Source organism: Pseudomonas sp. HMWF006 (assembly GCF_003061205.1).
In the GTDB taxonomy this organism is placed as follows: domain Bacteria; phylum Pseudomonadota; class Gammaproteobacteria; order Pseudomonadales; family Pseudomonadaceae; genus Aquipseudomonas; species Aquipseudomonas monsensis.
Window position 1 is genome coordinate 13,822 of sequence record NZ_QAIU01000654.1, and the last position, 20,430, is coordinate 34,251.

General features: G+C 59.5%; 19 protein-coding genes and 1 pseudogene. 3 read left to right on the forward strand and 17 right to left on the reverse strand.

The window, feature by feature from the left end; genetic code table 11:
* From DBR24_RS34565 to puuE, 6 genes are all read right to left on the reverse strand, one after another.
* Positions 1 to 269 (reverse strand): solute carrier family 23 protein (locus DBR24_RS34565; protein ID WP_305889161.1); only part of this gene is annotated, 269 nt, incomplete at its 3' end.
* A gap of 168 nt (positions 270 to 437) precedes the next feature.
* The gene (locus DBR24_RS30320; protein ID WP_128616520.1) at positions 438 to 1,748 is read right to left on the reverse strand and encodes a urate hydroxylase PuuD; all 1,311 of its coding nucleotides are present in this window, start codon (positions 1,746 to 1,748) and stop codon (positions 438 to 440) included.
* Between the two features lie 51 nt (positions 1,749 to 1,799).
* Entirely contained in the window at positions 1,800 to 2,303 is a 504-nt protein-coding gene (locus DBR24_RS30325) for an ureidoglycolate lyase (protein WP_016773758.1), read from the reverse strand.
* 121 nt (positions 2,304 to 2,424) lie between these two features.
* The gene (alc, locus tag DBR24_RS30330; protein WP_128616521.1) at positions 2,425 to 3,420 is read right to left on the reverse strand and encodes an allantoicase; all 996 of its coding nucleotides are present in this window, start codon (positions 3,418 to 3,420) and stop codon (positions 2,425 to 2,427) included.
* Between the two features lie 87 nt (positions 3,421 to 3,507).
* Positions 3,508 to 4,023: a 2-oxo-4-hydroxy-4-carboxy-5-ureidoimidazoline decarboxylase gene (uraD, locus tag DBR24_RS30335; RefSeq protein WP_128616522.1), complete on the reverse strand. Its 516-nt coding sequence runs from the start codon at positions 4,021 to 4,023 to the stop codon at positions 3,508 to 3,510.
* A complete protein-coding gene (gene puuE, locus DBR24_RS30340) occupies positions 4,020 to 4,946 on the reverse strand; it encodes an allantoinase PuuE (protein WP_003223169.1) in 927 nt (308 codons plus the stop codon). The genes uraD and puuE overlap by 4 nt, the downstream gene beginning before the upstream one ends.
* A 431-nt stretch (positions 4,947 to 5,377) precedes the next feature.
* Here puuE and uraH point away from each other — a divergent pair, with 431 nt between their 5' ends.
* A complete protein-coding gene (gene uraH, locus DBR24_RS30345) occupies positions 5,378 to 5,731 on the forward strand; it encodes a hydroxyisourate hydrolase (protein ID WP_003223171.1) in 354 nt (117 codons plus the stop codon).
* Between the two features lie 143 nt (positions 5,732 to 5,874).
* Here the strand turns inward: uraH and DBR24_RS30350 are convergent, their stop codons facing one another.
* The 5 genes from DBR24_RS30350 to DBR24_RS30370 form a co-directional block, all read right to left on the reverse strand.
* On the reverse strand, positions 5,875 to 7,782 hold the full coding sequence (locus DBR24_RS30350; RefSeq protein WP_128616523.1) for a hypothetical protein: 1,908 nt from the start codon (positions 7,780 to 7,782) through the stop codon (positions 5,875 to 5,877).
* A 183-nt stretch (positions 7,783 to 7,965) separates the two neighbouring features.
* On the reverse strand, positions 7,966 to 11,484 hold the full coding sequence (locus tag DBR24_RS30355) for a calcium-binding protein (protein WP_128616524.1): 3,519 nt from the start codon (positions 11,482 to 11,484) through the stop codon (positions 7,966 to 7,968).
* Between the two features lie 206 nt (positions 11,485 to 11,690).
* Positions 11,691 to 12,320 (reverse strand): LysE family translocator, encoded by a 630-nt coding sequence (locus DBR24_RS30360; protein WP_128616525.1) that lies wholly within the window; start codon positions 12,318 to 12,320, stop codon positions 11,691 to 11,693.
* Between the two features lie 89 nt (positions 12,321 to 12,409).
* Complete coding sequence (locus tag DBR24_RS30365; RefSeq protein WP_027613339.1) at positions 12,410 to 13,759, reverse strand: NCS2 family permease; 1,350 nt, start codon at positions 13,757 to 13,759, stop codon at positions 12,410 to 12,412.
* A 315-nt stretch (positions 13,760 to 14,074) separates the two neighbouring features.
* On the reverse strand, positions 14,075 to 14,521 hold the full coding sequence (locus DBR24_RS30370; protein WP_128616531.1) for a MarR family winged helix-turn-helix transcriptional regulator: 447 nt from the start codon (positions 14,519 to 14,521) through the stop codon (positions 14,075 to 14,077).
* Between the two features lie 82 nt (positions 14,522 to 14,603).
* Between DBR24_RS30370 and DBR24_RS30375 the strand changes: the two genes are divergently transcribed.
* Complete coding sequence (locus DBR24_RS30375; protein WP_128616526.1) at positions 14,604 to 15,770, forward strand: PLP-dependent aminotransferase family protein; 1,167 nt, start codon at positions 14,604 to 14,606, stop codon at positions 15,768 to 15,770.
* A 103-nt stretch (positions 15,771 to 15,873) separates the two neighbouring features.
* On the opposite strand, the gene DBR24_RS30380 is transcribed toward DBR24_RS30375, so the two are convergent.
* The 5 genes from DBR24_RS30380 to DBR24_RS30400 all read right to left on the reverse strand — a co-directional run bounded on the left by DBR24_RS30380 (position 15,874) and on the right by DBR24_RS30400 (position 18,643).
* Positions 15,874 to 16,245, reverse strand: a complete 372-nt coding sequence (locus tag DBR24_RS30380; RefSeq protein ID WP_128616527.1) for a glutathione S-transferase N-terminal domain-containing protein — start codon at positions 16,243 to 16,245, stop codon at positions 15,874 to 15,876.
* Positions 16,246 to 16,347: 102 nt separating this feature from the next.
* Complete coding sequence (folE, locus tag DBR24_RS30385; protein WP_003442011.1) at positions 16,348 to 16,893, reverse strand: GTP cyclohydrolase I FolE; 546 nt, start codon at positions 16,891 to 16,893, stop codon at positions 16,348 to 16,350.
* A gap of 77 nt (positions 16,894 to 16,970) precedes the next feature.
* Positions 16,971 to 17,528, reverse strand: a complete 558-nt coding sequence (locus tag DBR24_RS30390; RefSeq protein WP_123467386.1) for a Smr/MutS family protein — start codon at positions 17,526 to 17,528, stop codon at positions 16,971 to 16,973.
* A 73-nt stretch (positions 17,529 to 17,601) separates the two neighbouring features.
* Positions 17,602 to 17,922: a hypothetical protein gene (locus tag DBR24_RS30395; RefSeq protein WP_003223191.1), complete on the reverse strand. Its 321-nt coding sequence runs from the start codon at positions 17,920 to 17,922 to the stop codon at positions 17,602 to 17,604.
* Positions 17,923 to 18,052: 130 nt separating this feature from the next.
* Positions 18,053 to 18,643, reverse strand: coding sequence for a cysteine hydrolase family protein (locus tag DBR24_RS30400; RefSeq protein ID WP_003223193.1), 591 nt, complete (start codon positions 18,641 to 18,643; stop codon positions 18,053 to 18,055).
* 239 nt (positions 18,644 to 18,882) lie between these two features.
* Between DBR24_RS30400 and prmB the strand changes: the two genes are divergently transcribed.
* Positions 18,883 to 19,791, forward strand: coding sequence for a 50S ribosomal protein L3 N(5)-glutamine methyltransferase (prmB, locus tag DBR24_RS30405; RefSeq protein WP_123467384.1), 909 nt, complete (start codon positions 18,883 to 18,885; stop codon positions 19,789 to 19,791).
* A 125-nt stretch (positions 19,792 to 19,916) separates the two neighbouring features.
* On the opposite strand, the pseudogene DBR24_RS30410 reads toward prmB, so the two are convergent.
* Positions 19,917 to 20,430, reverse strand: a pseudogene (locus DBR24_RS30410) (hypothetical protein); the annotation flags it as partial.

The following is a 20,430-nucleotide window of genomic DNA, read 5'->3' on the forward strand; positions in this document are numbered from 1 at the left end:
CCCATCATCACCGGCATGCGAATGCCCATCGGGCCGATACCCAAGGACTGCACGATGGTGGCGACACCGGCGACCAACAGGTCGGCATTGATCAGGAAGGCAATTTCTTCACGACTCAGGCCAGCGGCCTGTCCAATGATCAGCGGCACCGCGATGGCACCACCGTACATCAGCAGAACATGTTGCAAACCGACCAGGATCAGTTGCAAAAGGGGCAAACGCTGAATGGCGGGTGCGTCGGGGATGCGCGCTTTGGACAGCTCGGACATGCAACACCTCGGATCTTTTTATTCTTGTGATTGAACAGCTGCCGGGTTGCTCACAGCTGTTTCTTTACATCAGGTCAACCGCGTTGCGGCCAATCGCTGGCAAGCCAGCTCCCACACAGGCAGTGCAAAACCCTGTGGGAGCCGGCTTGCCAGCGATGCTTTTACTGCTTAGTTGGTCTGCGCTCCCTGGGCGATCCATGCACCGATCAGGTCACGTTCCTGCTGGGTCATCTGCGTGATGTTGCCCAGTGGCATGATCTGCGTGGTGATGGCTTGCGCCTGGATGCGTGCCGCGTTCTGGCGGATCTGCTCGGGGGTGTCGAACATCACCCCGGCGGGCGCCGCGCTGAACAACGGGCTGGTCGGTTTGGCCGAATGGCAGACCGCGCAGCGTTCTTGAATCACGTTGTGCACTTTGTCGAAGGCCGGACCCGCGTTGGAGGCTTGCGCCGTTGCTGCTGCAGGTTCGGCAGGGGCTGCCGGTGCCGCTTCAGCCGGTTTCAAACCACCGCCCAGTGCCGTTTCCGGCAGCGGTTGGTACTCGATTTTGGCTGGTGCCTTGGCCACTTCCGGCGCGGTCGACATTGGCATCGGGCCGGTGACGTACGCCAGACTGATCATGCCCACCGCTGCCACAGGCAAGGTCCAGGCAAACTTGTGGCTGTCATGACGGGTGTTGAAGTAGTGACGTACCAACACCGCCAACACCGCGATCCCGGCGAGGATCAACCAGTTGTACTGGCTGCCGTAAGTGCTCGGGAAGTGGTTGCTGATCATGATGAACAGCACCGGCAGGGTGAAGTAGTTGTTGTGACGCGAACGCAACAGACCCTTGGCTGGCAGCGCCGGATCCGGCGTGCGGTTCTCGGCAATCGCGGCAACCAGTGCACGTTGCGCCGGCATGATGATGCGGAACACGTTACCGACCATGATGGTGCCGATGATCGCGCCGACGTGCAGGTACGCACCACGACCGCTGAACACTTTGCTGAAGCCATACGCCGCGCCGATGATCAGCACGAACAGAATGAAGCCGAGCAGAGCAGGGCGTTTGCCCAGTGCCGAGTCGCACAGGAAGGAGTAGATGAACCAGCCGAGGAACAGCGAGCCGATACCGATGGCCACGCCTTCAGGGCCGCTCAGTGTGCTGCCCGGAGCCAGCAGGTAGAGCGTCGGGTTGGAGTAGAACACCACGCACAGCAGCGCGATCCCCGACATCCAGGTGAAGTAGGCTTCCCATTTGAACCAGTGCAGGTTCTCCGGCATCGACGGTGGGGCCAGTTTGTATTTTTCCAGGTGATAGATACCGCCACCGTGGATCGCCCACAGATCACCGGCCAGACCGGTTTTCGGGTTGACGCGGTTGAGGTTGTTCTCCAGCCAGACGAAGTAGAACGACGCGCCGATCCAGGCCACGCCAGTGATCATGTGAACCCAGCGCACGCTCAGGTTCAGCCATTCCAACAGATGTGCTTCCACAGTCTTTACCTCTCGCCTGTCACCCTTGTTGTCGGGTGATCAGACCTTCTCTTATTGGTGGGGGGCGAGGATCAAACGCTCATCCTCTTTGAAAAAATGCTCATCGCAGTTGTTGCCTGTGCCACTGCGATCAACCACCAGGAAGTCATCCCGCTTTTCGATCGTCAGCACCGGGTGGTGCCAGACGCCGCGATGGTAATTAATGCCCTGCCTGCCGTTGGTGACGAAGGCGCGGACCAAGCCTGATACAGGTTCATCGCCAACTGGCGCGACCACGATCAGAAAGGGGTTGCCGAGCAGCGGAATGAAAGCCTGGCTGCCCAGCGGATGGCGTTCCAGCATGCAAACGGTCAGCGGCATGTCCTGCGCGTCGGCGCGGAAAATGCTGATGATCGCGTTGTCCTCAGGCGTAGCGGTTTCGACCGTCGCCAGTTTATGGAAGCGCATGGTCGAACCGTTGTTGATCATGAAGTGATCGCTGCCGTCGGTTTCGATCACGTCACCGAAGGGGGCGAAGGCTTCTTTGGTCAGCGGTTCAATCGTCAGTGTGCGCATGCTGTTCTTCTTATCCAAAATTCTGTGTTGACTGTACCGACGCCTTCGCGAGCAAGCTCGCTCCCACAGGGGAATGCATTCCAAATGTGGGAGCGAGCTTGCTCGCGAATGGCCTCACTGCTTATTTAGCGACCTTGCCCAATACACGCAGGCGACTCACACCACCATCCGGGAACACGTTCAGGCGGATGTGGGTGATCGGACCCAGTGCCTTGATCTGCTCGACGAAGGTGTGTTCGGCGTGCATTTCCAGCTTCTGGCTCGGCAGCAGTTCACGCCAGAACAGCGACTGGGTTTCGATCTGGCTGTCAGTACCGCCTTTCACGAACGCGCCCTGGATCGAGCAGGTGTCCGGGTAGTTGCCCTTGAAGTGCAGGGTGTCGACGATGATTTTTTCGATCTCGCCCGGGTGGCCCAGTGCGACGATCACCCAGTCATTGCCCGGAGTACGACGACGTGCGGTTTCCCAGCCGTCGCCCATGTTGATGCCGCGGCCCGGGTTGAGGATGTTGCTCATGCGGCCGAAGTGTTCGTCGGAGCAGGCGAGTGCGCGGCCACCGTTCAGGGCTGCAGCCAGGTCAACCTGCTCGTTGTCGCCAACCGCCGACCAGTCGCGGAACGGAATGCCGTACACGCGCAGACGGGCCACACCGCCATCCGGGTAGATGTTGAAGCGCAGGTGACTGAAGGCTTTGTCGTTGCTGATTTCGTGGTAGTGGTGGCTGTTGCCCTGCAGCTCGACGGCCGACAGCACTTCAGTCCACTGGGTGTTTTCGTCCGGCTCGCCCGAGGCCAGGAAGCACGCTTCCAGCGAGGCCGATGGCGGAAAGTTGCCGGTGAAGAATGAAGTGTCGATGTCCACGCCTTTGATCGAGCCCGGTACGCCCAGACGGATTACGGCGCTGTCGAAGCCTTCGAAGCGCTTGCGGCGCGATTCCCAGCCGTCCATCCACTTGCCGTTGTCGTCGAACACACCCTCCTTCCACACGGCCGGGGTCGGCTGAAACAGACGATTGGCGTCTGCGAACCAGTCATCGGTGACCGAGATGATTTTGGTGCCCAGACGGGCATCGGCCAGGTTGACGAACTTCTCGAAAGGTACGGCGTAAGCTTTCATTCTTCTTGTCTGCCTTTAAATAAGTGGCTGGGGATGCTTGCAAGACCCTGGGTACTCTCCGCGTTTGATGTACTCGGGTCAGGCTCGCTATAGGGTCAGTAAACGGAACAGGGCAATCTTGTTGATCTCCGCCAGCGCGCATTTGAACTCGGTGTCGACCGAGTTGTGAATGCGCGTTTCGAACGCCGCGAGGATCTGATGCCGGTTGCTGCCTTTTACCGCCATGATGAAGGGAAACTTGAACTTGGCCTTGTAGGCGTCGTTCAGCTCGGTGAAGCGCTGGAACTCTTCGGCCGTGCATTGGTGAATCCCCGCGCCAGACTGTTCTTCAGTACTGGCCGCGGTAAGCTGGCCCTGGACGGCGGCTTTGCCGGCCAGGTCCGGGTGAGCGTTGATCAGCGCAAGCTGGCTGGCGTGATCGGCGCTCAACAGGATGTCGCTCATGCGCTGGTGCAGGGTTTCGATCTCGTCGATCGAAGCGTCCGCGCCCAGGTCGTAGGCCTTCTCGGCCACCCATGGCGAATGTTCGTAGATGTCGGCGAAGGCGTTGACGAAGGCGTCGCGGCTCAGGGTCGACGGTTGCAGGGTTTGAAAGCGGCTCATTTGGCGGCCCCTTGGTACGGGTGGGTTGCGTGCCAGTGGCGTGCGATGTCGACGCGACGGCTGAACCACACCTGTTCATGACTTTTGGCGTATTCGATGAAGCGCTTGAGCGACGCCAGACGCGCCGGACGACCGATCAGGCGGCAGTGCAGACCGATCGAAAGCATCTTCGGCGCTTCAGCGCCCTCGGCGTAGAGCACGTCGAATGCGTCTTTGAGGTATTCGAAGAAATCGTCGCCCTTGTTGAAACCCTGCACCTGGGTGAAGCGCATGTCGTTGGTGTCGAGGGTGTACGGGATCACCAGGTGCGGCTTGCCGGTCGGGTTGTTCGGTTCCCAGTAGGGCAGGTCGTCGTCGTAGGTGTCGCAGTCGTAGAGGAAACCGCCTTCTTCCATCACCAGGCGACGGGTGTTCGGGCCGGTGCGACCGGTGTACCAGCCCAGTGGGCGCTCGCCGGTGAGTTCGGTGAGGATACGGATTGCTTCGAGCATGTGCTCGCGTTCCTGCGCCTCGTCCATGTACTGGTAGTCGATCCAGCGGTAGCCGTGGCTGCAGATCTCGTGACCGGCTTCGACCATCGCACGGATCACGTCCGGGTGACGCTGGGCGGCCATGGCCACGGCGAAGATGGTCAGCGGAATGTCGAATTCCTTGAACAGTTTGAGGATCCGCCAGACACCGGCGCGGCTGCCATACTCGTAAAGCGATTCCATGCTCATGTTGCGCGCGCCCTGCAGCGGCTGGGCGGCAACCATCTCGGAGAGGAACGCTTCGGATTCTTTGTCGCCGTGCAGGATGTTGCGCTCGCCGCCTTCTTCGTAATTGAGCACGAACGACAGGGCGATGCGGGCATTGCCCGGCCAGTGGGGGTGAGGAGGGTTACTGCCGTAACCGATCAGGTCGCGTGGGTAGTCAGCGCTCACTGCAGTCTTCCTTCTTGTTCGTTGACAGAGGGTGTGGCGGCCTGGCGGTGAGTAAGCAGGCTGGCGTCACAGCGATGGGCTGATTGTATACAACTTTATTCTCAATTTGTAAGCCTGAATTTTCGCATTTTTCACCGACTGTCATCTTTTGCTGTTAAGGGCGTGAGCCTGCAAGAAACCTGCCTGATCAGTCAGCTAATGGATCGCAGGTTCAATAGACAGGCGCTTAAGCAGCCAATAAGAGGTAAACGCCCGAATGGCGGGGGTGAAATAAAAAATGTCGCTTTTATTGTGTACAATTTTTATTAAAAGTGTCTTAATCAATCGCTCGCCGCAGCGTTTCGTGCTCCGAATCGGTGCGGTCTCCTTTTCAACTGACTTCGGGAGGCGCGAAGTCTGACTGCTTCCACGCAGGCAGGCGCGCAGAATCAATGGGACGTTTGACAACACACGTTTTGGACGCTGCACACGGTTGCCCGGGCAGTTCGATCAAGGTCGAGCTATACCGCGTTGAAGGTTCGCATCTGGAATTGGTCGCCAGTGCGATTACCAACAGCGATGGCCGGGTCGATGCGCCGCTGCTGCAAGGCGATGACTACCGCACCGGGGTCTATCAGGTGCAGTTCCACGCCGGTGATTACTACCGCGCCCGTGGCGTGCAGTTGCCGGAGCCGGCGTTTCTGGACGTGGTGGTGCTGCGTTTCGGCATTTCTGCCGAACAGGATCACTACCACGTGCCATTGCTGATTTCGCCATACAGCTATTCCACATACCGGGGCAGCTGACCCCCAAGCAGCTGCCCCCACCGGGAAGCGACTGCGCATATAGCTTCTTTGGTCTTTCGCCCGCTCACACTGCGGGCTTTTTTTCGTCTGCATGAGTGGGCTGTGCGGCTCGCCAGGCCGCTGGTTCCAGCCTGGCAGCACGGTTATTGCTGACGGAAAATAAAAAGACGCGATTGGCCATGCGGCTCCCGTTCCAGGTCGCCCATCAGGAAGATAACGTTGTTTTCGGCGAGCGCCTTGTTCAGCAGTGTCTTGTCGGCGGGATCATGTTTGTTCGTCAAGGCTCGGGTGCGCAGCCAGGTCCTGCTGGCGAACTCCAGGTAATGGCCCTGCATCAAGGTCGGGAACAGCATGATGAATACCTGATCGACGCCTTGACGCTGAATTATCAGCGCATCCCGTTGCGCCGGTGCCGCCCGGAATGAAGGGGAGACGTGGTAGCCCTGATGCCTCAGCACCTGCTCGAACAGCGCCCGCAGTTCGCTGATGTGATACGAGTCACCGATGGTGCGCCATTGCGGGGGAATGCGCTGGAGATCGAAGTCGATCCGCTGAAGCCCCTCGCCGGAGACAGAGGGTTTGGGGATGTAGCGCTCGCCGGTTCTGGCAAGCGCGGGCAGTAACATCAACGGATCGACCAGATCCGGGCGGCTGGCCTTTTGCTCGGACAGGTTTGTCGACCTCTGCGCCCAATGCCGGAAGGTTTCAGACAGATCGTTAAGCCCGTAACCATTGAGCGCTTCGGCGTGATTGGCTCGATTGAACATGGCATGGGCGATCCTGCTGGCCGAGTGGTCGCAGATATAGGGAAACGTATCGCTGACGTATCGGGCCAGGGTTTGTCTGAACGGCAGGCCGTCGTCGACGCGCCAGGTGTCGATCGGACCGTCTGCCCCGGGGCCTTTGTGTTTCACTGCGCTCCGAGGTTGCAGGTGCGGTGTGTTGCCCAGTGTCTGTTCGAAGGCGTTGAAATCGCTGGCGGAAAATTGCGGATGCTTGATAAACACCCGTGCGTCACTGCGGTGGCCGTTCTGGTCGACAATCGCATAGTGGCTGCCGTCGATTTCGATGGAATCGCCCAATTGCGGTTTTGTGGCATGTCCCCACGAATGCCAGTCAGCGTTGGCAAGGGGCGTAGACGCAAGGTGGATATCGTCTGTTTCAACCCGTCGCTGGCGGTTGCCCGTGCCTGACTGACGTTCATCCGGGACACGGCTGAGGCGACGGGTTGTTGTCGACGAGGGCTCTTGGCGGCCTGCAACACCTTGCGGTTTGCGTCGCCAAAGCGTCGTCCCGGGGACTGGCTCCACGAGGAATCCGGAAGGTGTCAGCTCGCTGGCGAAGGTCTGCTGGAAGTGTCCTTCACTGTTCCTGGCGACCATGACCGTACCTTCCGCCATATCGACATAGGTTTTCTTGCGTTTGTCGTAGCGCACGCCGGCCAGTGTGTCGTGCGCACTGGTCAGCTGCGCGCTCAACTGGGGAGCGAGGAACACCGGGGGATGTGCCTGGGCGGAGTCAGGGATAGACGCGATCCAGGTTGCAGTGACGGGCTGGTGCGAGTACCAGTCCGCTTCCAGGCGCCAGCGTGGCTGCCCCTCGATCTTTCGTAACAGCGGCGCCGACACGCCCGGCGCAGAGGGCCAGGGGATCTCGACATCGCCATTGGCCTTCAATTCAGCCCGGTAATAAACGCCGTCTTCCAGGCGAGCATAGCGTTGCCCCAGCGGGTCTGAGTAGAGCCCGTCAACGGTTGCAGAAGGTCGCAACCGGTCAGCCTGCTCCGCCGGCAAGGAAATGGCTCTGAGGTTGCTTTCCAGCATGGCAGCGATCGGGTCAGGCATTGTGCTGACAGTGACCGAAGACGAAGGCGCGATATGACTCGCCGACGCACTGGAAGAGGGCCCCGGCAGTGGATCGCGACCCGGCATCATCGCGTCGGAGCCTGCGGCGTTCAGATGACGGCTCGAGGAAGGGTCGAGCGCCGTCCGCTGCAGCGGAGGCGCATCGTGCGGGCGCACACCGGCAATGGATTTTGGTGGTTTGGCCATTCATTCTTTCTCTGATCATGTGCAGTTGTAAAAAGCGCGGTAGCCCTGTGTGGCTTGCGCAATGTTGATGTTCGGCAGAAAGGCGAGGTGCCGTGCGGTATATGTGTCTTGCGCGGAATTCAAATGATGCGAGGGGTTACGCAGGTTCCGGGACCTCGCCGGCGTACCGGCGAGGTGGACGCGTTATGCCGCGGGCACATTGATGGGGGACACGGGCCTGGCGGGCAGTTGATGGCTGCAGCGGTGGGTGATTTTTAACTGTGAGTATTCGATAGGGGCGGAGTCGAGCAACCAGCCCTGCAAGGGGAAGCTGTAGGTCAGCGTTCCGGCGCTGTTATCGAGCGGCGCGATGTTTCTGACCTTGAGTTGTTTGTCGGCCACCGCGCTTAACCCTTCGGGCAAGGGCACTGCCGAATCCGGGACTGCAAAGAATCTTGCATCGAGCCCCTCGACATACACCCTGTCGAAGGAAAGGTCGATCGTGTGAACGAGGCCATTGGCTGATATGACCCGCACCTGATCAATCAGGTCATCGCTTTCATATTCCGGCAGATGAACCGTACACGTGCCTATCCGCAGCTGATTGTCTTGCAGGGTTATCCGGGCATTTCCCAGGGCAGTTGCATCGAACTCCCAGGTGGAAGCGAAGGGGAGCCTGACAGGAGCGCTGGCCAGGGCGCCCGGGGTTTTGATTTTGAGGGTGGTATCGGCGGCAAGGTGGACAAGGTAGGTAGAACCTTGTCCCACCAGATGCTCCATGGCCGTTTGTTCAGGGTAAGAGGTGAGTTTGGCGCAAGCGTCTCTTGCGCCGAGGTGATGGGCTTCGTTGGCGGGCAATTCAAAGGCAAACCGCGCGGATCGCCACTCCAGCGGCAACGACATGGGCGTAGTCCAGTGCGTGTGGGCATGCACCTTATAGTGCGCATTGACCGGTGCCGCGTCGGTTTCCGGGGTGAGCTGGGGGTTGAGGGCGACACCGTCGTTGAAAATCAGCACGTATCTGGCCTGGTTGCGAATGGCCATGGTGCGCAGAATCTTGATGACATTCATGGGATCCTGACCACCACGAGCATGGGAGAACCTCTTCAAGGTCAGTGTGTTCTGACCGAAGTGGTAGGTCAGGTCGCACCCGACAATCACGTCAGGAACCTCTTTTTCCGAGAGTGTTGCAAGGAAGTTCGCTTCGGCTTTGGTCAATTCGCTGCTGGAGTAGTCCAGATAGAGTTTTGTCACCGCATTGGCGCGCTCTACCGAATAGAAAGCAATGTGTTGCTGCACTCTGGGGAGGTAATAGCGTGCGTCGTTCTGGTGTTGAATGATGCATTCGGCGTCATAGAGAATAATCGGCCGCTCGGGTTGGCCCGGTTTGGTAATGACCATTTCGATTTCGACGAACGTGTCGTCGCGGGCGGTCTCCGGCAGCTCAGGGGTCAGATGGTAGCCATCTCGGGTGATGAAGATCAGTTTGTTGTTCTTCAAGCGCCACTGCTTATCGACTTTCCGGTAGACGTCGTGAATGAAGACCACGCTTTTGGCCTGATCATGAAAATCGAAGCCAGAGGTGATCACCAGCGTACTGCGTTTGATGAACCAGCTTTTGATCAGGTCCATTCGCCAGTTAAGGACGATGAAACTTTCCTCCTCCCCGTCTTCCGTGATGCACACGCGAGCCGCCTCATGGGCGATGAAATACTCATCCGTGCCAGCGCCGCCGTTTGCCGCGACCTCTTTGTGCAACAGATGGATCTGATCGTTTCCGGCACCTGCGTTGATCGAATCCTTGCCGCGGGCCTTGATGATGTTGCGTTGGTCGGAGCCGATGACGTGGCTTGCGCCGAACGGCACGGTATCCACGTTTTCGATACTGTCCAGGCGACTGTGCAAAACGCGTTTTCTGCGGCCTGGGTCAGCGGGGTCCGGGTTCATCGTGTGCAATGTCCCCGCCGATAAATGGACGCTGTAGCCGGCTTCGCCTCTGGCCCGTATCGGGTGAGCGCCGCCCAGTGACAACGTGTCTTCACCTGCACCGCCCTTCAGTATCGAAGGTGCGGTTATCGCGCTGGTGTCCTTGAGCTGATTGGCGGCGCCCTCGAAGACAAAGCGGTCATCCTTTTCACCGCCTGTGAGGTCTTTGACACCCGCCTTGTAATGGAAGGCGTTCGACTTCTTTTCGACGCCCTGTATCGAATCCCGGCCGTCACCGATGAACCACAGGACCCCCTTGTGCTGTCCCGCCGTACCCAGTTCGGCGCCGGGCGTCTTGTCGGTGACGCCTGCGCGAGCGTCGAGGGTGTCGTCTCCGTCCTTGATCTGTGGAACGTTGACGGTTTCCCAGGCGTCCTGTTTGGTCCACCAGTTACGCGTCCACACCCGGGTCGGTTTCAGTTCCACGTCCCAGGCACCGTTGACGATGGCTTCGGTACTGTCCTTGAGTTCGCCATCGAGCAGTCTTCTGGCCGTGGCCTTCAGTTGCCTGGCGTGTTCGACCCGCGCTTTGGCAAGGGTGTAGCGATCCTGGACCTCTGCGTCGGGACTCATGAAGCAGAAGGTGAACCAGCCGGTACGCCAACGCTCCTCGTCGCTGAGTTCGATGTAGTCATCAATGTCATCCACCAGCCGCACCGCCCCATAAATCTGCGAGCCGACCGCCAGCATCAGGCCGGCGGCGAGGCCCACGGGACCGGCAAACGAAAAACCGGCCATCGCCGCAGCACCGAGGATCACGGTCATGGCAGCGCTGGTGATGCTCAATCCGGCTTCCACATAGTGATCCATGGCCGCTTTCCCGGTCGCGTTGCTGGCCGAATTGAACGCCCTGACCGCCATGTAGATATCGAACGGCAGGGTCAGCGCGCCGCCGATCAGACCACCGGAGCGGCTCAGCCGGAGGGCGAATCGGGTTCTGGCGAAGTCGCGGTAACCGGCTTGTCCGGCCTTCATCATTTGCGTTGCGATCTGGGTGATGGTGATGTCGGCGGCGATGGAGCCAGCCTCTGAAAGCAGACCGGCCGTGTTGATTGCGATCTCGGCGCGATCATTGAGTTTTATCGCCGAGACCAACCCGCGCAGCCCCATGAAAATGCCGAACGACTGAACGCCGACACTGGAACCCAAGGCGCCAAAGGTCTTGGCCCGCGCCACCCAGCGTGGCGTGTGCCGGGGTAAGCGGGCGTGGTTGAGGTCCAGTTTTTGTGCGCAATCCAGAAGTTTTGCGAGCTTGCGGTAATGGCCCTCCCGATCGAGACGGGTGGCGCGGCCTTCCCTGATCATGGGCGGTGCACTGAGCGGGCGCTGGCTGGCGATCTCGAACAGCAGGGTCGACAGTCGGTCACTGTTCAGCGCCGTGGCGGACTTTATCTGCGCTTCGATTTTGGCTGGACTGAATTGCAACGCGTTGATGAAGGCGCGTCCGGGAATTCGAAAGAGGGTGTTTCTGCCATTCAGTGGCAGCCCGTCAATCGTCGCACCCAGGGCGTGAAGATACGCGCGCGTGACTGAGGCGGAGCCGATGTGCAGCGGACCGAATAAATCGTCGACCACATGCAATTGCCTGATGCGGTTTTTGTTCTTTGTACCTGCCTGCGACTGGGGGACACGGTTCAGGTCGAGGGTCGAAGCTGTGCGTGCGTTGGCGTGAAAGCCCATGTCGGTGACGACCACAGCGTCAACTTGTATCGAGGCATCCTGGATAAGAACGGCCATTGTGAACATCCTTGTTCTGGCAAATGGGTGTGAATGAAGCGAGGTTATGGTGGCGGGATTTTCGAGCTGATGTACATCGGCGGGTTGTTGCGATGTATTGCGCACGTGGCGGCGACCGGGGTGTTTCAAGTGCCCGGATGGAGGGTGGTCGCGGAAACAAAAAAGCCATCCCGTCGGTCGGGATGGCTTGTCTGGATATCAACCGGTCAGTGGCTGCTGAGCAAAGAGGCTGCGCCGGCACCGCCGAACAGTCCGGCGCTGATCCGGTTGAACCAGCTTTGTCCTTTGCCGCTGCGCAGGTAACGCGCGGCGCCATGGGCACCCAGGCCGTACGCCAGTTTGCAAAGCAGATCCAGCAGGGTCCAGGTGGCGATCATGATCAGCAACTGGGGCAGGAACGGTTGCTCGGCACTGAGGAACTGCGGCAGGAAGGCGGCGAAGAACAGGATGTCTTTCGGGTTGCTTGCGCCGAGCACGAATGCGCGCCCGAACAATGCGCGAAACCGCGGCACAGGCGCCGCTTGTGGCACTTCGGCGCCGACCGAGGGCTGGCGCGATTGCTGCCAGCTCTGCCAGGCGAGATAGAACAGGTACAGGGCGCCAACGATTTTCAGCGCACTGAACAGCTGTTCCGACGCCAGCAGCAGGGCGCCGAGGCCCAATGCCGAAGCGCTGAGCAGGCAGATCGACGCGGTGACCCCGCCGAGAAAGGCCGGGTAAGAACGGCGCAAACCGAAATTCAGACTGTTGCTGATCATCAGCAATGACAGGGGTCCCGGAATCAGGATCACCACCAGCGCAGCGCCGCTGAACAGCAGCCAGGTTTCCAGACTCATCACTTTGCTCCTTTTTTGTTGTACTCAAGAATGTGCAAAAGCCCCACCCGGTGGGGTGAGGCTGATTTGAAGCGTGAACCGCGTGACGCTTACAAGAAAATGAACTTGGCGATGAAGATCGCGCAGAGCACCCACAGGCTGACGGAAATCTCCTTGTACTTGCCGGTACCGGCCTTCAACGCCACGTAGGTGATGAAACCCAGCGCGATGCCGTCGGCGACCGAGAAGGTCAGCGGCATCATGATCGCGGTGACGATCGCCGGGATGGCATCGGTGGCTTCGTCCCACTCGATGTGGGCCATGCCACCCATCATCAGCATCGCAACGTAGATCAAGGCGCCGGCGGTGGCGTAAGCGGGAATCATGCCGGCCAGCGGTGCGAAAAACATTGCCGCTATAAATAGCACACCTACGGTGACGGCGGTAAGACCAGTCCGACCACCAGCGGCTACACCGGCAGCGCTTTCCACGTAACTTGTCACCGGAGGAACACCGACCACGGCGCCGAACACGCTGGAGGCACTGTCGGCTTTCATTGCGCGGGAGAGGTTTTCGATGCGGCCGTCAGCGTTGACCAGATTGGCGCGCTGGGCAACGCCCATCAGGGTGCCAGCGGTGTCGAACATGTGCACAAACAGGAAAGCCAGGACCACGCTGATCATGCTGACGTTGAACACGCCGGCAACGTTCATCGCCATGAAGGTCGGCGCCAGGCTTGGCGGGGTCGACATGATTCCTTCGTAGTGCACGATGCCCAAGCCCCAACCGGCCAGGGTCACGGTGATGATACTGATGAGGATCGCGCCGAAGACTTTGTGGTAGCTGAGGATCGCGATCATCAGGAAGCAGATCGCCGCCAGCAGCGGGCCGGGTTCACGCAGGGAGCCGAGCTTGATCAGGGTGGCCGGGCTGTCGACGACAATGCCCGCGGTTTTCAGGCCGATCAGGCCGAGGAACAGACCGACACCGGCGCCCATCGCAAAGCGCAGGCTGACCGGAATGCTGTTGAGCAGCCACTCACGGATACGCGAGAAGGTCAGGATCATGAACAGCACACCGGAGACGAACACCGCACCGAGCGCGGTTTCCCAGTTATAGCCCATGGTGCCGACCACGGTGTAGGTGAAAAACGCGTTGAGGCCCATGCCCGGTGCCAAACCCACTGGCCAGTTGGCGTACAGGCCCATCAGCAGGCAGCCGAGTGCGGCGGCAATGCAGGTGGCGACGAAGGCCGCACCGTGATCAATCCCGGCATCGGCCATGATGTTCGGGTTGACGAAGATGATGTAAGCCATGGTGATGAAGGTTGTCAGACCGGCAATCAGCTCGGTCTTCACCGTGGTGCCATGCAAGCTGAGTTTGAAGATGCGCTCCAGCACACCGGTGCGTAAGGGCGGTGAGAGTTCCAGCGTCGATGCTTCGGATTTGCGGCTTTCCACAGCGAGTACTCCTCAAGAGTTTTATTGTTATTTCCAGGGCCGGACCCATGAGGGGTGGCAGCGGCCCTTTGAGGCATACGCGAATTTGTTGACCATGCGGTCAGGAACTCGCACGTTGTGGATTATGCTTTTGTGTACAAATAAAGCAAATATTGTTTTTGGTTTTGTTTACGAAAAGTCAGGCGATAGGGATATATCTCCCTCAAGTGCCCCATCGCTGGCAAGCCAGCTCCCAGAGGATTTGCGGGTTTCTCCCTATCTGCGGACGCCGTTGTCTTTGTGGGAGCTGGCTTGCCAGCGATGAGGCCGGTTCAGTCAATCAAGATGTGACTGAGTGTTCCCAAGGGCCATATTCACCGCCAACCATCCATTCACCGCCGCCTCCCCAGCCTCGGCAAACACCCGCTCGAGCAGTTTCACCTGTTCACGCCGCAACGCCTGCTCGAACCTGGCGCCTTCAGCGGTCAACGCCAGCAGACGTTTCCGCTTGTCGGTCTCGGACGCCACGCTGTCCACCAAATGCATTTCCTGCAACTGACGCAACGGCATGTTCAGCGCCTGTTTACTCACTCCAAGCAATCCCAGTAATTCCTTCACACTGAGATTCGGGTAGCGCGCGATGAAAAACACGATGCGCTGATGCACTCGCGACAGGCCGCGACGCTCGAGCATTTCATCGGCCTTGGCGGTGAAGGCCTGATAGCCGAAGAAAAACGCTTCCATCGCTTGTTGCTGGCTAGCTGGATTTTTAAGGTCAAGCATATTGACGTACTCGCTCAAGCTGTCGTAGTTTCAGTCAACCAGTTTGACTCATTTTTTCCCTGCCTCGCTACCGGTGACCACCATGGCTTTTTCCGAACGTGTCTCGCGCCTTAAAAGTTCTCTGATCCGCGAAATCCTCGCCGCCGCCCAGCGTCCGGAAATGATGTCGTTCGCCGGTGGCCTCCCGGCTGAAGCCATGCTGCCGAAGGTCGAATGGGATGACATGCCGCTGTCGCTTGGCCAATACGGCATGAGCGAAGGCGAGCCGGCGTTGCGCGAGGCGTTGGCGGCAGAGGCGAGGGCGCTCGGCCTGGCGTGTGAGGCGAGTCAGGTGCTGGTGGTCAGCGGTTCCCAGCAAACCCTGGATCTGGCCGCCAAGCTCTACATCGACAAAGGCACCGAAATTCTGCTGGAAGCGCCGACTTACCTGGCGGCGTTGCAGATCTTCCAATTATTCGGCGCCGATTGCCTGACCGTGGCGCAAGAATCCGATGGCCCGAACCTCGTGCAGTTGCGCAGTCGCCTTGAACAGCATCAGCCCGCATTCATCTATCTGATTCCGACCTTCCAGAACCCGTCCGCCGTGCGCTACAGCGAAGCCAAACGCGCCGCCGTCGCGGCATTGCTCGATGAGTTCGGCGTGACCCTGATTGAAGACGAACCCTATCGTGAACTGACCTTCGATGGCGGCAGCGCCAAACCGATTGCCGGACGTTTGCAAAAAGCCAGCTGGATCTACACCGGGACCGTGTCGAAAACCCTGCTGCCGGGGTTGCGCGTCGGCTACCTGATCGCCAGCCCGGACCTATTCCCGCACCTGCTCAAACTCAAACAATCGGCGGATCTGCACACCAATCGCATCGGTCAATGGCAGGCGCTGCAGTGGATTGGCAGTGAGAAATATCAGCAGCACTTGAGTGAGTTGCGCGGCTTCTATCGGCAGCGTCGCGATGGGTTTCAGTCAGCGCTGGAAACGCATTTTTCCGACCTGGCGGACTGGAACATGCCGCAGGGCGGGCTGTTTTTCTGGCTGACGCTCAAGCAACCGCTGGATACGCGCACCTTGCTCAACGAGGCGCTGGCCAACGACGTGGCGTTCATGCCGGGCGAACCGTTCTTTCCCGATCCCGATAAAAATCTTGGGCATCTGCGGCTGAATTTCAGCCACATCGATCCGGCGCGGCTGGATGAAGGACTGAAGCGGTTGGCGGCGGTGGTGCGGCAGGCGCAGATAGACAAAGCGGCGTGAAAAACAAATAAACCGGCTTGAGGGCCGGTTTATTTTTGTCTGGACTTTATGGTGACGGGTCGGGCCTCTTCGCGAGCAGGCCATCAGCCCCGGCACAAATCCATCAGACTGCAGCGAAACGCTTGTCCAGATAATCAATGATCACTTTGGATTCATACATCCAGGTGGTCTGCCCATTTTCTTCAATGCGCAGGCACGGCACCTTGATCTTGCCGCCTTGGTCCAGCAGTGTCTGGCGATCCTGTTCGTTGTTTTTCGCGTCCTTCAGCGCCACCGGTACATTCAGGCGACGCAGGGTGCGGCGGGTCTTCACGCAGAACGGGCAGGCGTGGAACTGATACAGGGTCAGGCCTTTTGCAGCAACGTTGACCTGGGCCTGAGTTTCGGCCGGGCGCTGTTTCTTGCCTGGACGGGTGATGAAGTCGATGAAGATGATCAGTTGGCCAAGGCCGACACGAAGCGCTTTTACGAACACGTTGAAAGCCTCACGGTGTAAATGGAGAAAGGCGCGCAGCTTACCCGATTTTTCACGGACGAAAAAAACCGGCGATCAACGCCGGTTTTTTTGTGTCGCCGATTACTTGATCAGGCTGAGGAACTCGCTGCGGGTCGCCGCGTTTTCACGGAACTCGCCCAGCATCACCGAAGTGATCATCGACGAATTCTGCTTCTCGACACCGCGCATCATCATGCACATGTGCTTGGCCTCGATCACCACGGCAACGCCCAGCGCGCCGGTGACTTGCATCACCGCATCGGCGATCTGGCGGCTGAGGTTTTCCTGGATCTGCAGGCGGCGGGCGTACATGTCGACGATTCGCGCGACCTTCGACAGGCCCAGCACTTTGCCGCTCGGGATGTACGCGACGTGGGCCTTGCCGATGAACGGCAGCAGGTGGTGTTCGCACAACGAGTACAGCTCGATGTCCTTGACCAGCACCATTTCGCTGTTATCGGAGCTGAACAGGGCACCGTTGGTGACCTCTTCGAGCGTCTGTTCATAACCGCGGCAGAGATACTGCATGGCTTTGGCGGCACGCTTTGGCGTGTCGAGCAGGCCCTCGCGGGACACGTCCTCGCCCAGTTGGCCGAGAATCGCGGTGTAATTCTGTTCCAGGGACATGAAACTACCTGTGGGGATTTTCGCAAAGGGCAAGGGTACGGTGGCGGACACAACCCTGCAAGTTCGGTGTGACGGGATTATTCGTCGCGGCCTTCCATCATGGTGCGTTTGAGCATCACATATACCGCGCCGGCACCGCCATGTCTGGCCTGGCACGAGCAGAAACCCAGGACCTGCGCGTGCTGACGCAACCAGGTATTGACGTGGCTTTTGATCATCGGTCGCTTGCCGTCCAGCCGCACAGCCTTGCCGTGGGTGACGCGCACGCAGCGGATTTCGAATTTTGTCGCTTCTGCCAGAAACGCCCAGAGGGTTTCCCGGGCCTTTTCCACGTTCATGCCGTGCAGGTCGAGGCTGCCTTCGAACGGGATCTGGCCGATCTTGAGCTTGCGCATCTGGCTTTCCTGCACCCCGTCGCGGGCCCACATCAACTCGTCTTCAGGACCGACGTCGATCACGAACTGATCGGACAGGCCATCCACGGTAGTGGTGTCGGTGCGCACGGTGGCGGACTGGCGCAGCTTGGCGATCTGGGCGCGGTCAGCCTTGGGTTTGCCGGTGTCGGCGCGGTCGTGCTTGATCGGCTTGACGCCTTGGATCGCACTTTTGAACAGGGAAAAATCGTCGTCTTGCATGTCAGCCTCCGCGAAGGGCGGCCAGTTTACCCAAGTCGAAACAAAACGGCCCGGCAAAAAGCCAGGCCATTGATCAGTCGTGTTTTTTCATCAGGTGCGGGGACATGTTCAGTTCCCGCGATTGCCGGGCGCGACGCCGGCAACGACGCCACAACGCCACGCCGAAATACAGGAACAACAAGCCGACCGCCAGGATGATCGCCGAACCCGTCGGCGTGGCATTCAGGTCGCCGAGGGCCGGTGGGCGCCCCAGCAGGCTGGCGGCCCCGGCCATCGCCAGCAGCACACCGAACGTCGCCAGAATGGCGGCGATCGCTGCGCCAAATCGAAAACGCCAGTTGCTTTGGCCTTTGGGCCGCAAGCGGCGTGCGTCAAATCCATCGGATAACTTCATTCCGACCTTCCTCAATGGGTATCGGCCCTTCGACCGGGAGTTGACCGGGTTGTTCCTGAGGCTAAGGCAATTGAAGCAAATGCGAGGCTTTTGTGGATGAGCGGCGCCGTGAGCCGCTCATCAGCGCAGATCAGATCAGGTCTTGAGTCAGCGCGAGGGTGGCGAAGTTGTCCGCCATGATCGCCATTTCCGCTTCCTGCACCACAGCGGCGCTGAGCACACGGCCCTTGAACGGCAGGTCGCGGGTGGCGCAAGCGTCTTCGACCAGCGTGCAGCGGAACCCCAGGTTCTTCGCCGCACGTACGGTGGTGCTGACGCTGGAGTGGCTCATGAAACCGCAGACGATCAGGTCCAGCGAGCCGAGGTTCTGCAAGCGGTCGAGCAGTTCGGTGCCGTGGAAGGCGCTCGGCAACAGTTTGCCGATGATGGTTTCGTCACCCTGTGGCTCAAGACCGGGGATGAATTCGCCGCGCTCGCCTTGCGGGTCGAACAGGCCACCGACGGTGCCGAGATGACGCACGTGCACGATCGGCCGACCGGCTGCACGGGCCGCAGCGACCAGTTGTTTGATGTTCGCGACGGCCGCGTCCATGCCGCTCAGGGCCAGCGGGCCGCTGAGATACTCTTTCTGGGCATCAATGATGACCACGGTGGCATGGCTCAATGTGGCCGCTGCGTAACCGCGGCCGCTGAGTTGAAACATCGTTTTTGGAACGGACATTCTGGGGCTCCTTGGGGTGGGGCTTTTGCGACATTGTCCTCTGGCTGAGCGGTTCTGTGAATCGCTACCATCGTAGGCACCGTCGTTACTGGCCTGCAGCGTTGTCAAGTTACACGTTCTGTTCAATAGCTGATGTAAAAATCAGAAAACTCCTACCGTCGCCCACCTGTGTTTCCTGCGTCGTCGTGGCGCGTTTTGGCTGCTAGAATCGCCAGTCGTTTTTTCTGGAGTTCTGCCCCGTGATCACTTCCCGACTTCGTACCCTGCGCGACCACATCCGTTGGGCCGTCAGCCGCTTCCATGGGGAGGATCTGTTTTTTGGCCATGGCACCGACAATGCCTGGGATGAAGCCCGGCAGCTTGTGCTGGGAGCTTTGCACCTGCCATGGGAAATCGCCGACAGCTACCTCGATTGCGCCCTGGAAGACGACGAACTGGTCAACCTGCAGCGCCTGCTCAAGCGCCGTATCGAGGAGCGCATCCCGACGGCTTACCTGCTCGGTGAGGCGTGGTTCTGTGGCATGTCGTTCATCGTTGACGAGCGCGTGTTGATCCCGCGTTCGCCGATTGGCGAGCTGATCGAAAACCGTTTTGCGCCATGGATCGGCAACGAACCTGCACGGATTCTCGACCTGTGCACCGGCTCCGGCTGCATCGGCATTGCTTGCGCCTACGAGTTCCAGAACGCGGAAGTGGTACTGGCGGATCTGTCGTTCGAAGCGCTCGAAGTGGCCAATCAGAACATCGAGCGTCACGGCGTCGACGAGCGCGTGTACACCGTGCAGGGCGATGGTTTTGACGGTCTGCCGGGGCAGCGCTTCGACTTGATCGTGTCTAACCCGCCGTATGTTGACGCGGAAGATTTCGCTGACATGCCGGACGAATATCAGCACGAACCGGAGCTGGGCCTGGCCTGCGGTGACGACGGTCTGAACCTGGTGCGACGGATGCTCGCGCAGGCGGCGGATCACTTGACCGAGAAGGGCTTGCTGATCGTTGAGGTGGGCAACAGTCAGGTGCACGTTGAAGCGCTGTATCCGGAAGTCGACTTCGCCTGGCTCGAATTCGAGCGTGGCGGGCATGGCGTGTTCATGCTGACGGCGGAGCAGTGCCGCGACCATCAAGCGCTGTTCGCCTCCCGCGTTTAAGCCTTAAAAGCATCGCGGGCAAGCCCGCTCCCACAGGTTTTTGTGTGTACCGCCATATTCGGGTACGACGCAAAACCTGTGGGAGCGTGGCTTGCCCGCGATGGGAACGCCTCAGTCTCGACCTGTTACCGATGTGTAGCAATCCAGATCAACAATCCCGCCTGAAACACCGCAAACGCCACCAGGCAAGTAATGGTGAAGCGCAGACCAGCGTCTTCACGCTTGAACTTGCTGACTTTCTCTTCCTGCTTCTTCAGCTTCACTTCCTGCTCGGCGAGGTTCTGCTCGGCCTGTTGCAACATCGCCGCCGCTTCAAGAATCTCGACGATCTGCAGCTTTTCGCTGTTCCAGTCACCGAGCAAATCGCCAACCTGCGCGTCCTTGATGCTGCCTTTCAAATGCTGGGCATCGGCGTACACCACATCGAAACCGTGCACGCGCAGGAAGTGATCGCGACGCAGGCGGGTGTCTTCGTTCAGCGCGTCCTTGTTGTTCAGGTCCATGCCGTCGACGGTGTAGGTGGGCCAGCGTTTTTTCGCCCAATTGATGCCTTGCGCGGCCATGAAACGGCCGATGCCGCGGTTCAACGGCTCGATCTGCAAGCCGCTGTCCGGGCCGAAGCTCACGCGCTTGGTGGTG

Coding starts and splice junctions, on each gene's coding strand:
- DBR24_RS30325 (WP_016773758.1), bottom strand. CDS start 2,303: ATGCGCACACTGACGATTGAACCGCTGACCAAAGAAGCCTTCGCCCCC.
- alc (WP_128616521.1), bottom strand. CDS start 3,420: ATGAAAGCTTACGCCGTACCTTTCGAGAAGTTCGTCAACCTGGCCGAT.
- uraD (WP_128616522.1), bottom strand. CDS start 4,023: ATGAGCCGCTTTCAAACCCTGCAACCGTCGACCCTGAGCCGCGACGCC.
- uraH (WP_003223171.1), top strand. CDS start 5,378: ATGGGACGTTTGACAACACACGTTTTGGACGCTGCACACGGTTGCCCG.
- DBR24_RS30350 (WP_128616523.1), bottom strand. CDS start 7,782: ATGGCCAAACCACCAAAATCCATTGCCGGTGTGCGCCCGCACGATGCG.
- DBR24_RS30355 (WP_128616524.1), bottom strand. CDS start 11,484: ATGGCCGTTCTTATCCAGGATGCCTCGATACAAGTTGACGCTGTGGTC.
- DBR24_RS30360 (WP_128616525.1), bottom strand. CDS start 12,320: ATGAGTCTGGAAACCTGGCTGCTGTTCAGCGGCGCTGCGCTGGTGGTG.
- DBR24_RS30370 (WP_128616531.1), bottom strand. CDS start 14,521: ATGCTTGACCTTAAAAATCCAGCTAGCCAGCAACAAGCGATGGAAGCG.
- DBR24_RS30375 (WP_128616526.1), top strand. CDS start 14,604: ATGGCTTTTTCCGAACGTGTCTCGCGCCTTAAAAGTTCTCTGATCCGC.
- folE (WP_003442011.1), bottom strand. CDS start 16,893: ATGTCCCTGGAACAGAATTACACCGCGATTCTCGGCCAACTGGGCGAG.
- DBR24_RS30390 (WP_123467386.1), bottom strand. CDS start 17,528: ATGCAAGACGACGATTTTTCCCTGTTCAAAAGTGCGATCCAAGGCGTC.
- DBR24_RS30395 (WP_003223191.1), bottom strand. CDS start 17,922: ATGAAGTTATCCGATGGATTTGACGCACGCCGCTTGCGGCCCAAAGGC.
- DBR24_RS30400 (WP_003223193.1), bottom strand. CDS start 18,643: ATGTCCGTTCCAAAAACGATGTTTCAACTCAGCGGCCGCGGTTACGCA.